The 12,602-nt window shown below is 58.7% G+C and carries 12 protein-coding genes and 1 tRNA gene; 2 read left to right on the top strand and 11 right to left on the bottom strand.

Features of this window, described 5'->3' with window-relative positions:
* Positions 1 to 3,610, bottom strand: a 3,610-nt coding sequence (gene purL, locus A3730_RS07870) for a phosphoribosylformylglycinamidine synthase (RefSeq protein ID WP_063537855.1), incomplete at its 3' end; no start/stop codon positions are given.
* Between the two features lie 406 nt (positions 3,611 to 4,016).
* Between purL and mltF the strand changes: the two genes are divergently transcribed.
* Entirely contained in the window at positions 4,017 to 5,420 is a 1,404-nt protein-coding gene (gene mltF, locus A3730_RS07865; protein ID WP_063537853.1) for a membrane-bound lytic murein transglycosylase MltF, read from the top strand.
* 82 nt (positions 5,421 to 5,502) lie between these two features.
* Here mltF and A3730_RS07860 read toward each other — a convergent pair whose 3' ends face one another.
* The 4 genes from A3730_RS07860 to A3730_RS07845 form a co-directional block, all read right to left on the bottom strand.
* Positions 5,503 to 6,348 carry a DUF72 domain-containing protein gene (locus A3730_RS07860; RefSeq protein WP_063521338.1) on the bottom strand — a complete coding sequence of 282 codons (846 nt, stop codon included), beginning with the start codon at positions 6,346 to 6,348 and terminating at the stop codon, positions 5,503 to 5,505.
* Positions 6,345 to 6,806, bottom strand: coding sequence for a hypothetical protein (locus tag A3730_RS07855; protein WP_063518834.1), 462 nt, complete (start codon positions 6,804 to 6,806; stop codon positions 6,345 to 6,347). The genes A3730_RS07860 and A3730_RS07855 overlap by 4 nt, the downstream gene beginning before the upstream one ends.
* A 111-nt stretch (positions 6,807 to 6,917) precedes the next feature.
* A tRNA-Val gene (locus A3730_RS07850) sits at positions 6,918 to 6,994 on the bottom strand.
* Between the two features lie 97 nt (positions 6,995 to 7,091).
* A complete protein-coding gene (locus A3730_RS07845; protein WP_063521337.1) occupies positions 7,092 to 7,787 on the bottom strand; it encodes a GntR family transcriptional regulator in 696 nt (231 codons plus the stop codon).
* 194 nt (positions 7,788 to 7,981) lie between these two features.
* Between A3730_RS07845 and A3730_RS07840 the strand changes: the two genes are divergently transcribed.
* Positions 7,982 to 8,527: an HD domain-containing protein gene (locus A3730_RS07840; protein ID WP_063521336.1), complete on the top strand. Its 546-nt coding sequence runs from the start codon at positions 7,982 to 7,984 to the stop codon at positions 8,525 to 8,527.
* A 429-nt stretch (positions 8,528 to 8,956) separates the two neighbouring features.
* Here the strand turns inward: A3730_RS07840 and A3730_RS07835 are convergent, their stop codons facing one another.
* The 6 genes from A3730_RS07835 to dapA form a co-directional block, all read right to left on the bottom strand.
* The gene (locus A3730_RS07835; protein ID WP_063537857.1) at positions 8,957 to 9,463 is read right to left on the bottom strand and encodes a hypothetical protein; all 507 of its coding nucleotides are present in this window, start codon (positions 9,461 to 9,463) and stop codon (positions 8,957 to 8,959) included.
* A 140-nt stretch (positions 9,464 to 9,603) separates the two neighbouring features.
* Complete coding sequence (locus A3730_RS07830; RefSeq protein ID WP_063519818.1) at positions 9,604 to 9,837, bottom strand: DUF6726 family protein; 234 nt, start codon at positions 9,835 to 9,837, stop codon at positions 9,604 to 9,606.
* 71 nt (positions 9,838 to 9,908) lie between these two features.
* Positions 9,909 to 10,625, bottom strand: coding sequence for a phosphoribosylaminoimidazolesuccinocarboxamide synthase (gene purC, locus A3730_RS07825; protein ID WP_063519817.1), 717 nt, complete (start codon positions 10,623 to 10,625; stop codon positions 9,909 to 9,911).
* A 26-nt stretch (positions 10,626 to 10,651) separates the two neighbouring features.
* A complete protein-coding gene (locus A3730_RS07820; protein ID WP_063519816.1) occupies positions 10,652 to 11,425 on the bottom strand; it encodes an MBL fold metallo-hydrolase in 774 nt (257 codons plus the stop codon).
* Positions 11,425 to 12,042, bottom strand: coding sequence for an outer membrane protein assembly factor BamC (gene bamC, locus A3730_RS07815; RefSeq protein WP_063537851.1), 618 nt, complete (start codon positions 12,040 to 12,042; stop codon positions 11,425 to 11,427). Before bamC ends, A3730_RS07820 begins: the two co-directional genes overlap by 1 nt.
* Positions 12,039 to 12,602: 4-hydroxy-tetrahydrodipicolinate synthase (gene dapA / locus A3730_RS07810; RefSeq protein ID WP_063537849.1), on the bottom strand; the 564-nt coding region annotated here is incomplete at its 5' end. The genes bamC and dapA, both read right to left, overlap by 4 nt.

Below are 12,602 nucleotides of genomic sequence, written 5' to 3'. Positions count from 1 at the left end.
CGCTATGTGNACGGCCTTCCCCATGAGCCACGGCAATCGGAATGCGCGTGCCAGCCATGTCTTTCAACAAGATGGACGGGGAATCCTGCACTTCCACCAGAGAAGTACGCGCCTCGAACTGCTCAGACAGGTTACGCACAAAACGCGGCCAGTGTTCCGCCCCGGGAATCAGGTCTTTCAAATGCGACAGCATCTGGCAGCCGTTACAGACCCCCAGCGCAAAGGTGTCTTCACGGAAGAAGAAACGGTTAAACGCTTCGCGCATTGCGTCGTTATAGAGCACGGTCTTGGCCCAGCCACCGCCGGCACCCAGCACGTCCCCGTAGGAGAAACCGCCACAGGCCACCAGCCCCTTGAAGTCATCCAGCTTCACACGGCCTTCGAGCAAATCACTCATGTGCACATCAACGGCGGAGAAGCCGACGCGATCAAACGCCGCCGCCATTTCTGTCTGACCATTAACGCCCTGCTCGCGCAGGATGGCCATTTGCGGTTTGTTGCCAGTATTGATGAACGGCGCCGCCGGGTTTTCCGTCATATCAAAGGTCAGCCGCACATTCAGGCCCGGACCATTGCTGTGCGGAATCGCATCAAATTCCTGACGGGCACAATCCGGGTTATCCCGCAGGGACTGCACCTGATAACTGGTTTCCGCCCAGATACGCTGCAATTCACGGCGCGGGGTTTCCAGCAAAATCCCCCCCCCCAAACGCAGGCGAATCACATCGTCGCCATCCGGTTGTCCCAAACGGTGAACACACTGCCCGAGACCCGCCTCGGCATAACGGGCAACCACTTCTTCCGCGTGGGATTTTTCCACCTGCAACACCGCGCCCAGCTCTTCGGTAAACAGCGCCGCCACGGCTTCCGGGGTATCGCCGGCCAGGGGATCCAGGGAAATATCCAGCCCCGTGCGGGCAGCAAAGGCCATTTCCACCAGGCTGGTAAACAGACCGCCGTCGGAGCGGTCGTGATAGGCCAACAGTTTGCGTTCGGCCAGCAACTGCTGGGTCACCTCGAAGAAAGCGATCAGGTCTTTGGCATCGTCCAGGTCCGGCGCGATATCACCGACCTTGCCGTACACCTGCGCCAGGGCGGAGCCGGCCATGCGGTTCTGACCACGGCCCAGGTCCAGCAGCAGCAGTTCGCTGTCCACACCGGTTTTCAGCTCCGGGGTCACCGTCAGGTCGATGTCGGTCACCGTGGAAAAGGCAGAAATCACCAGCGACATGGGTGCGGTGACGCTTTTATCGATGCCCTTGTCGTTCCAGACCGTGCGCATGGACAACGAATCCTTGCCCACCGGAATGGCGATACCCAACTTCGGACACAGGTCCATGCCCACCGCTTTCACCGCATCGAACAAAGCCTGATCTTCACCCGGGTGACCCGCTGCCGCCATCCAGTTGGCCGACATGCTGATCTGGCCCAGATCGCCCAGATGGGCGCCGGCAATATTGGTGATGGACTCGGCCACCGCCATCCGCCCGGACGCCGCTGCGTCCACCAGAGCCACCGGGGTACGCTCCCCCATGGCCATGGCTTCGCCTGTGGTTTTGTTGTCTGCGTTGGGATTAAAGCCGGTAGCGGTCACAGCACAATCAGCCACCGGCACCTGCCAGGGGCCAACCATCTGGTCCCGGTGCACCAGCCCGGTAATGGAGCGGTCGCCGATGGTAATCAGGAAGCTCTTGGAGGCCACGGACGGCAGGCGCATCACCCGCTCACCGGCTTCTTTCAGGTCGATATCTTCAGTGGTGAACGCCTGACGCACAAAATCTTCGCGCTCGAAACTGCGCAGCATTTTCGGCGGTTTGCCGAACAGCAGGTCCATGGGCAGATCCACCGGCGCCTTGCCGAAATGCTCATCGCTCACGGTCAGGTGCTCGGCATCGGTGGCTTCGCCCAGCACAGCGTAGGGAGTGCGCTCACGCTGACAGATGGCGTCGAAGTCCGGCAAATCGTCTGGCATCACGGCCAGCACATAACGCTCCTGGGCTTCATTACACCAGATTTCCACCGGGCTCATGCCGGGCTCGGAACTGGGCACTTTGCGCAGCTCCAGCTGGGCGCCCATATCATGATCGTGGACCAGCTCCGGCAAGGCGTTGGACAAACCGCCAGCGCCCACATCGTGAATGGATACAATCGGGTTATCGTCCCCGCGGGCCCAGCAGCGATCAATCACTTCCTGTACCCGACGCTCAATTTCCGGGTTCTCGCGCTGCACTGAAGCAAAATCCAGCGCTTCCGCAGACTGGCCGGAGGCCATGGAACTGGCCGCCCCGCCGCCCAGCCCGATCAGCATGGCCGGGCCACCCAACACAATAATCTTGGCGCCGGCGGGAATCGGGTTCTTCTCCACATGACCATCACGGATGTTGCCCAGGCCACCGGCGATCATGATCGGCTTGTGGTAACCGCGCATCTCATCACCGTTCACACCTGGTGCGTTAATTTCCAGGGTACGGAAGTAACCACACAGATTGGGACGACCAAATTCGTTATTGAATGCAGCAGCGCCAATCGGCCCCTCGATCATGATGTCCAGTGCAGAGGCAATGCGCCCGGGTTTACCGTAGGGCTGCTCCCAGGGCTGGCCAAAACCGGGGATATTCAGATTGGATACGGAAAAGCCGTTCAACCCGGCCTTGGGCTTGGAGCCACGGCCGGTGGCACCTTCGTCACGGATTTCACCACCGGAACCGGTGGCCGCCCCCGGATGCGGCGCAATCGCCGTAGGGTGGTTATGGGTTTCCACCTTCATCAGCATATGCACCGGTTCGTTCACGAACTGGTACTGCTGACTGCCCGGCGCAGGGAAAAAGCGATCAGCCACCGGACCGGCCACTACCGACGAGTTATCGCTGTAAGCGCTTAGCACCCCTTCCGGCGCATGCTTGTAGGTATTGCGGATCATCCCGAACAGGCTCAGATCCTGTTCTTCGCCGTCAATCGTCCAGTCCGCATTGAAAATCTTGTGGCGGCAGTGCTCGGAGTTGGCCTGGGCAAACATCATCAATTCTGCGTCTGAGGGGTTACGTCCGAGCGCAGTGAACTGTTCCACCAGGTATTCAATCTCATCCGCCGCCAACGCCAGGCCCAGCTCTCCATTGGCCGCTTCCAGCGCCCCACGGCCACCGCCGAGAATATCCACGGTGGTCAATTCCCGGGGCTGGTGATGGGTAAACAAGGCTTCGGCATCGTCCAGCTCTGCCAGCACCACTTCGACCATCCGGTCGTGCAGGGCGGCGGCCAGAGCGTCGCGGTCACCGTCTGCGTCCAGGCGATATTCAATACCGCGCTCAATCCGCTCTACCTGGGTCAACCCGGCGTTGTGGCAAATATCCGTGGCCTTGGACGACCAGGGGGAAATCGTGCCCGGGCGGGGCACAACCACGAAACGCTGCCCCTCAACCTGGGCCTCTTCGACACTGGGGCCATACTGAAGCAAGCCTTCCAGTATCTGCTGCTGCGCAGCATCCAGTGGCGCAGACAACTCCACAAAATGCACATAGCGCGCCGACAGGGCCGATACGCCATTCAGGGACTCAAGCAGTTTTTCCTTACGAAATGCGGACAGGGCCGGGCTTCCGGAGAGGATCAGCATAGTGCGCCTTATATGATTACCAATAGGGATTGAGGGGTGCCAGTTATTCAGGTCGGCAATGATACGGGATTTGCTCGTCGCTCGCAGCCTCTCAAGCCGCCGATTTACTCCGCAATTTGCGCCCGGAACAGGCCGGCTCACCCTGTCATCAGGCAGCAGCAAAACACCTACGAATGACGCCTGATACGCAATTTAATGCTCTTTTCCTGACTTTTAAAAATTGTGCAAAAAAGGAGCAATTGTTCGACAAAGCTTTACAGAACAGCCATTTGCCGATGATAGAGTTGCGCCGCAATTTCGTGATATAGATCACAAGTAAGGAACAATAGCGAAGGCATAGGGCCTTTCACCGGTCGGCGGTAAGCAGTATCGACCTGTCTGGACAACCTGACAGAGGTACCACCAAGTGACGGTATTCTTTCGACACAGCAAGCATTTGCTCGCCTCGCTGGCACTGTTCAGCGTACTGGGGCTAATGCTGGCCATGCGTCCCACCCCCTCCGCCATGGAGCGCGTTATCGCCCGTGGGGAGCTGGTGGTGCTAACCCGCCCGTCCAACACGACCTATTACGAAGATCAGCACGGTTTCACCGGCATGGAATACGAACTCGCCAAAGGGTTCGCTGACAGCCTGGGGGTAGAACTGCGCATCCTCGAATCCGACGATCTCTCCTACATCCGCTATGCTATCCGCAAGGGCACGGCAGACATTGCCGCCGCTGGCCTGGTCGCCACCACAGAGCGCAGCGAAAGCCTGCGCTTCAGCACTCGCTACCAAAATATCGATACCCTGCTGGTACGCCGCCTGAGCAGCCCACGAATTACCGACCTGAGCGAGCTGAACGACCAGAAGGTGGCAGTAAGCGCCGGCTCCAGCCACGCCGAGCTGCTGATCAAGGCACAGCTGGACAATCCCGAGCTGGCATTCCAGGAAGTGGAAAACGCCACCCCCGAGCAACTGCTGGCGCTGGTGGAAGACGGTCAGGTCGACTACACCCTGATCAATTCCAACAGTTACGCCCTGCAACGTGCGCTCTGGCCTGACCTGATTGCCGATTACACCGTGGCCACCGATATGCCGCTGGCCTGGGCCTTTAATCCGAAAGATGACAAAAGCCTGTATATGGCCGCGCAGCGCTACCTGACCCAAGCCAAGGCGGACGGCACTACCGCCAAGCTGGAAGACCGCTTTTACGGGCATGTGGAACAGTTCAACCTGTACGCGGCACGCAGCTTTATGCGCCACCTGGACGACCGCCTGCCGCTTTATGAAGGGCTGTTCAAGGAAGCCGAAGACAACAGCGGCTTTGACTGGCGCCTGCTGGCTGCCCTCGCCTACCAGGAATCCCTGTGGGACCCCCAGGCCATCTCCCCCACCGGGGTCAAGGGCCTGATGATGCTCACCAACGATACCGCTCGCCAGATGGGTATCAGTGATCGCACCGATCCGTCACAGAGCATCAGCGCCGGCGCCGCCTACCTGCGACGCACCCATGCGCGGATTCCCGACCGCATTCCCGAGCCAAGCCGCACCTGGATGGCGCTGGCCGCCTACAACGTGGGCTTTGGCCACCTGGAAGATGCCCGCGTGCTGACCCAGCGCCAGGGCGGCGACCCGGACAACTGGCAGGACGTGAAACAGCGCCTGCCGCTGCTGGCCAAGCCGGCCTATGCAGACCAGCTTCGCTACGGCAACGCCCGGGGCGGCCAGGCGGTGGTGTACGTCCGTCATATTCGCCGCTACTACGATCTGCTGGTGTGGGCGGAAAATTCCCGCCGCCGCGATGGCACGCTCATCGCCCTGAATTAACAGACAGCAACGAGAGGCGAGTAACGAAACCCGGCCGGGTTCTGCACTTCGAAACTCGCCTCTTTGTTGTCTCAGCGTTATCTCAGAATAATCCTGGCTGACTCACCTGCCGCCCCAACGGCAACGGTGTCAGCCACGGCAAACGTTCCGTCAGCATCTCGTGCCACAATGCAGCCAGGGCCAGCGCGTCGCCATTATCCGGCATGTGAATAAACGCACAGGGCTGCTTGCCTGCCTCAATCCAGCACGCCACCCGCTCGACCCAGGGCGCAAGAAACGGCCGGTTGGCCAGTAAATCCGGGTGACCCACATAACGAATCACCGGCGCCGCCTCGCCCGGCAACACATGCACCGGCAGCCGGGGCTTCTTGCGCTGGGCCTCCCGTGTTGCCGGGTCCTCTGCACTGGCGGCAAACAAAGCCCGACTGTCAAAACAAACCCGCGCAAAGCTACGTTCCAGCAGGCCACGATTCAGTGCCCTTTCCGCATCGCCCTTGGCAAAAAAATCCCGATGACGCACCTCAACCGTACAGTGCAGCGATGGGGGCAACGCATCCACAAACCGCCACAAGTCCGCCAGATTTTGTGGACCAAAGGCCGCCGGCAGCTGCAGCAAGAACGGACCCAGCACATCGCTCAACGGATCCAGCCGTTCCACAAACGCCCGCACCTGGCCCTCCACGCCACGCAACAAATCGTCGTGGGTAATCTGCCGGGGAAACTTGAACAGGAAACGAAACCCTTGCGGCACCTGGGCGCGCCATTGCTCACACTGATTTCGCGAGGGTGTGGCATAAAAAGACGTATTTCCCTCAACCGCATTGAACACCCGGCTGTAACGCTCCAGAGGACTGCCGCCAACCGGCAGCCGCGCATTCCAGGCGGGATGTTGCCACTGTGGGCACCCCAGAAAATAAGGCAGGCTCATGCAACACCAGGGTAGAAATGGTGCTCGCGCAGAGCCCCGCGCACCTGCTCTACACGGGCATTGCTGAGCTGGCGATAATCCGGGTAAGGCGTCAGCAGCAGCCGTTTTTGCGGGTCCACAGCAATCTCCGGGGCGCCATGCAACGGCCGGGCACCGTGCCGCAAACCGCTAAAACGCAGCAGGTTTTCCTTGCCACCGATCCAGTGCCAGCAAGGCCCCTGAGCCAACACCGGTGCAAAACACAGCGCCGTCTCCTTAAACAGCACTTGATCCCGGTAGCGCCGCCAATCCTCCGCCACCGGGCACGCCACCTTGGCCAGCAGATTCAGGATCTTTCGCCAGTGATTGGAGTTGGCCGCCACCAGCGCGGCAGCATCCGGGACCATCCCCAGAGGCCGGTGAGGCAGATACAGCGTCAGTCCTGGCCGGGCAGCCCCCAGGTAATCCGCTTCAGGCATTACAACGTTCTCCTGTTTGAGGCGTTCGCATTCTACCGGGCGCGATACTGGAGGAGCGAAAACGAAAAAGGGCCTGTCGCATCACTGCGACAGGCCCTTCTCGTCTGAATCTGGTAGGCACGAGTGGATTCGAACCACCGACCCCCACCATGTCAAGGTGGTGCTCTAACCAACTGAGCTACGTGCCTAAAGAGGGTGGCAATTCTATGCAGCTTGATCCGTCAGGGCAAGACCCTCGTTGCAGATTACCAATCATCCGTGATCCAGCCGCGCCCCAGCACCGCATTACTTGCGGCGGCGCGAGCCCCAGGCGGTTTCAATCTGGCGCGCGCGGGTGATGGACTCTTCCACCAGGTCCGACTGATGCTCGGCAAACTCGCGGATAATTTCCAGGGCCGAACGCACATCACGGCGGAAAATGGTTTCCACCAACGCCTTGAAGAACGACAAACACTCTTTGATCTCATCCGGTTCCAGATGCAGAGCCATAAAGTAAGCCCGCTGCATGGCCGGCTGCATATTGATCAGCACATCTTCCACAAAGACATTGCGGGCAAACGGATAGACATGCTCCAGAAAGCGAAAGCTGAGGGTAAAGAAGACATCGTGGTCGCGCTCCTCCGCCGCCACTTGCAAACCGTGAACCAACTCAATGAACGAATCCAGGTCCTCCTCGCGCACCACTTTAATGGCCTTGCGAATCACCAGCCCCAGCAACACCTGCATGACTTCATACAGGCTGCGCACATGGGCTTCGGACATTTCCTTCACCACCGCACCCCGGCGCGGCAGAATGTCGATCAGCTGGCGGCGCTGCAAAATCAGCAATGCCTCACGCACGGACCCCCGGCTGACATCCAGTTCCCCTGCGACTCGCAGTTCCTGAATGCGATCACCGGCCAGCATGTCACCATGGATGATTTGCTGAGCGAGATGCTGGGCAATTTGCTCAGAGAGGCTTTCCTTCGCTTTAAAGCTCACCGAACCCCCGGTACTTGTTGAACAATCCAATTAAGCTTGTCCGACTATAGTACACAAGAATGCCACCACCAAGTGCTGGATTTGCCAACCATCCCCCGTCAGTATCAAATGCATCAGTGCCATACTGATCCAGCTGCAGCACCGATTTACCCACAACAAGAACTGTAACCACACCCGATATCGGGCGGAGCTACATGAACAAGGACTTGATCACCCAGTTACCCAGAGTGGAGCAACTGTTCGACCAATACGCAGAGCGTTTTGGTAAACAACAGACCGCGTACCGCAACCATGTCTATCGGCTGGTAAACCTGGTCATGGCGCAACGCCCCATCAACGACGAAGAGCTGGATAAACTGCAGGTCGCCGCCTTTTTCCATGATGCAGGTATCTGGCTCGCCGGCACCTTCGACTATCTGCAACCGTCCGCCCGCCTCGCTGAACACTACCTTCAGGAAGAAGGCCTGGACGATTGGTGTCAGGACGTGCGCAACATGATCATGAATCACCACAAGCTCAGTCGCTTCAGCCGCAACCACCTGGACCTCACCGAAGTATTCCGCCGGGCAGACTGGGTTGATGTAAGCCTGGGACTGCTGCGTTTCGGCATTCCCATTGCGCGAATCCGGTTGATCAAACGGGGCTTCCCCAATGCAGGCTTTCATCCGCTACTGCTAAAGCTCAGCGGCCAACAACTACTCAGCCAGCCCTGGCGTCCCCTGCCCATGCTGAAACGATAACCTTCTGCGCAGAACCCTGTGGCACAGGAGATAAAGTTACCCACAACTTCTGTGGATAACTCTGTGCATAGACTGTCAGGAACCGTCCCCACCGCCTGCCGCGCCTGCCATGTCATTGGGATGATGAAAAAATGGCCATAATATTAAAGTCTTTTAAATCAAAGACTTAAAAATACACACTGCAAATCAATAGCTTAGACCTCAACGTTCACGCATCAAGTGAAATAAGCGTGTTCGCTGTGCAAAACTGTTGCCCGCCAAAAGGGCATAAGCGGAAAAAGCAAGAGAAAGGCGTGGCTAATCTAACGAAAAGTTGGGCTTACAGTTTTGCCCGGCGTGGCATCCAAGCGGAATAATCAGAACGAGAAAAGCCGCTCAAACAAGCGGCTTTTTCATAAAATAAAACAGTGATCTCGGGTTCAGGAGTCATCAACGACGCAGGCTAAAGCTCACGCCCAACACCACCACAGGCTCCACATCCAGATCATACTGGTCCTGCTCTTCCTGACTATCGCAACCCACATTGGTACGGTACTCCGTGCAATCCAGGGACTCCAGCACCCCCACCGCCGCGCTCACGGTCCAGCGGGAATACGGTTTCACCCACTGGTGGCCCAGCTCAACGCCTGCGCCCAGCCGCTCATAGTGGCGTTCGCCGCCCAGATCACCCGCCATCAGGCCTGTGTAGAAACCCTTCTCTGACATGAGTCCGCGTTCCATCTTGCGGCGCCAGCCCGCTACCCAGCGGAACTCTTCCGTATCCAGGCCACTGGAATCCACATAATAGGCAGGCATGCCGTAAAAACTGTTCTTTTCGGTAGCCCATTCGAGATTAAGCCCGACCAGACCATTGAGGTAACCGATACCGATCAGGGCATTGTCCGCCGCCGCCGAGAGGGGCAGCAACACAAGGAAGGAAAGTAGCCAGCGACGCATGGCAAACTCCAGTTTATTGTTGTTATATCGGGCAAGCCCCGGCAAAGAGCCTGTATTTTTCACAACCCCCCGGCCGATTACAAGCGCCAGGGCGTCACCACCAACCGGCATCAATGCCGGCCGGGGCAGATTCAGCAGGATCAGAGCGGGATTTTATCGATGCTGTCCGCAGTCCCGTCAATGGCGCCGTCGACCTTTTCCAGCGCTTCATCCGCGGCATTACCGGCCACCGGAATAATCGACAGCACGGCCCCGACCACGGACCCGGCCGCTCCGACCAAACGCATGGGGGTCGTCGCCAGCTTGGTAAGGAAACAACCACTGAGAACGGCGGCCAGCAGCCCGATAACAGTCATACGCATTACGGATTTCATACCCTCTCCTTTTTTTACTTATTATTGGCAGCCTGCCGGCACCGGTCGGCCCGGCAGGCTCATGTGATTGATCAATACTCGAACGTCATCCCCAGACGCTTACCCACTTCTTCGTAGGCCTCTACCACACCGCCCAACCCTTGGCGGAAGCGGTCCTTGTCCAGCTTTTCGCGGGTATCCTTGTCCCACAGGCGGCAACCGTCCGGGCTGAATTCATCGCCCAGCAACACTTCACCATTAAACACACCAAATTCCAGCTTGTAATCCACCAGCAGCATGCCACCGTCCAGAAACAGCTGCTTGAGCACATCGTTCACCTGGAAGGTAAGCGCTTTCATCTGCGCCACCTGCTCATCGGTGGCCCAGCCAAAGCTTTGAATATGGTAATCATTGACCATGGGGTCGCCCAAGTCATCATCCTTGAGGAAGAATTCGAATGTGGGCGGGTTCAATTCCAGCCCTTCTTCCACGCCCAGACGACGACAAATGGAGCCTGCGGCGATGTTACGCACCACGCACTCCACCGGGATCATGTCCATCTTCTTGACCAGGGATTCGGTGGCCGACAGGGTTTTCTCGAAGTGGCAGGGAATACCCGCCGCTTTCAGCTTTTCCATGATGGCCGCGTTGAACTGATTGTTCACCGCTCCCTTGCGTGCCAACGCCTCCTTTTTCTTGCCGTCAAAGGCAGAGGTGTCATCACGAAACAGCATGATCAGCTTGTCCGCGTCATCGGTGGTGTACACAGACTTGGCTTTGCCGGCATACAACTCGTCGCGTTTTTCCATGGAAAGGCCTATTACTCAGGTCAGTATTAATGTACTTGCAGCCAGTCAAACCCTTCCGTCTGGCTGGCAACGCCAATTCGTTCACGCCCCTGGGTAATCACCCGTTCGACCGCATCCAGTGCGTGCCGGGACGTGTTGTTCTGTTCGCTCAGGTGCGAGAGCACCAGGTGTTGCAGGCGGTCCACATTGGCCTGGCGCAGCAACGCCGCCGCCTGATCATTGCTCAGATGCCCCAACATACCACCCACGCGCCGTTTCAACGATGATGGATACGGCCCCGACGCCAGCAACTGGGGGTCGTGATTGCATTCCAGTACCAGCGCATCACATTCCCGGTAGGCATCCACCACGTGGGGAGTAATCGCCCCCAGGTCCGTCAGCACCCCCACGGTGCGCTGCTGCCAGGAAAAACGGTACTGGCAAGGTTCGCGGGCATCGTGGGGCACCAGCACCGGCAGGATCTCCATGGCCCCCAGGCTAAACGCCCGGCCGGGGCGAACTTCCTGCCAATCGGCGCCTTTCAGCGTCGCCCGCTTGTCATGCACCGCACTGGCGGTACCAAAGGAGCTATACACTGGACAGCCCACCTTGCGGGCCAGCGCCCCGGCGCTGCGAATATGATCGCCATGCTCATGGGTAACCAGAATCGCACTGAGCTGATCCGCTGCCAGCCCCAGCCTCCCCAGCCGCGCCTCGGTTTCTTTCACCGTGAAACCGCAATCGATCAGGACCAGGGTATCGTCAGCCAGCACCAGCGTGGCATTGCCTTTACTGCCACTGCCCAGTGACGCCAGTTGCATTAATCGAGCTCGTCGTAGATTCGCTCGAGAATGGCCAGCCCCGGGGTTTTCTCCACCAGCGCGGTGCCTTTCTCGTTCAGGACCGCCACCTGAATACCATTGGTGGTATGGCTCAGTTTCAGCTGTGCTTCACGGGCACCCAGTTCATAACGGTTGGGCACCTTGAGATAGAAGATCCCCACTTCGCGATCGCGGTCGCTGACTTTCAAGTCGGTCTGCTTCAGGGCATCTCCCACGTATTCCCACGCCCAGGCATAGCGGGTGGACATCATGATAATCGGGTAGCCGTTGCCATCACGGCCCAGCAGTGCCTTGGCGGACTCCCCTTCCGGCACAGGCTCGTCGTTCTCCTTGTCCGGGGCATTACCCAGCACCACCAGTTGCGGCGGGCGAGGTGGCTGAAAACGGTCTTCATCCTCACGGGGGCCGGTCAACCGCTCGTCCTGACGAGGCACCGCATACAGCGGCTGCTCACCAATAAACACGCCACCTTCCGGCACCTTGATCGGATCGGTCACCGCGGCTTTGCGGTATTCCAGACTGCTATCCGGCAACCAGCTACAACCGGCAACCATCAGGGCGAGCATCAGTGGTACAAGCAGCGCCGCTTTCTTCATTTAACCTCCAGCAGGCCGCACTGGCGCATGGTTTCACGCAACCGCGGCTGGGCAGCTTCTGACAGCGACACCAGCGGCAGCCGGATACCTGCGTCAATCAGCCCCATTTCAAACAGTGCCCATTTTACCGGGATCGGATTCGCTTCAATAAACAGATCACGGTGCAGGGGTTCAAGTTCCGCATTCAGTGCACGGGCTTTATCTGCATCCCCGGCCAGGGCCGCTTCACACATGGCTGCCATTTTCGCCGGAGCCACATTGGCGGTCACCGAAATATCGCCGTGGCCGCCAGCCAGGATAAAATCCAAAGCGGTGGCGTCATCGCCGGAATAAAGCATGAAGTCGTCACCGCAACGCTCACGGATTTCACGGGCACGCTCCAGATTCCCGGTGGCTTCCTTGATGCCGACAATGTTTGGCACCTTGCTCAAGCGTTCCACGGTCTCCGGCAACAGATCACAGGAGGTCCGGCCGGGCACGTTATACAGGATTTGCGGGATATCCACGGCACGGGCTACCGCCAGAAAGTGCTGATACAGGCCTTCCTGGGGGGGCTTGTT

Source organism: Alcanivorax sp. HI0044, from assembly GCF_001634945.1.
The sequence above is the reverse complement of the archived record's forward strand: the minus strand, read 5'-3'. Positions and strand labels throughout refer to the sequence as shown.

Excerpts from the sequence above, each read along its gene's own strand:
- A3730_RS07855 (WP_063518834.1), bottom strand. The coding sequence starts at position 6,806 with ATGCCTGAAGCGGATTACCTGGGGGCTGCCCGGCCAGGACTGACGCTG.
- A3730_RS07835 (WP_063537857.1), bottom strand. The coding sequence starts at position 9,463 with ATGCGTCGCTGGCTACTTTCCTTCCTTGTGTTGCTGCCCCTCTCGGCG.
- A3730_RS07860 (WP_063521338.1), bottom strand. The coding sequence starts at position 6,348 with ATGAGCCTGCCTTATTTTCTGGGGTGCCCACAGTGGCAACATCCCGCC.
- A3730_RS07830 (WP_063519818.1), bottom strand. The coding sequence starts at position 9,837 with ATGAAATCCGTAATGCGTATGACTGTTATCGGGCTGCTGGCCGCCGTT.
- purC (WP_063519817.1), bottom strand. The coding sequence starts at position 10,625 with ATGGAAAAACGCGACGAGTTGTATGCCGGCAAAGCCAAGTCTGTGTAC.
- bamC (WP_063537851.1), bottom strand. The coding sequence starts at position 12,042 with ATGAAGAAAGCGGCGCTGCTTGTACCACTGATGCTCGCCCTGATGGTT.
- A3730_RS07840 (WP_063521336.1), top strand. The coding sequence starts at position 7,982 with ATGAACAAGGACTTGATCACCCAGTTACCCAGAGTGGAGCAACTGTTC.
- A3730_RS07820 (WP_063519816.1), bottom strand. The coding sequence starts at position 11,425 with ATGCAACTGGCGTCACTGGGCAGTGGCAGTAAAGGCAATGCCACGCTG.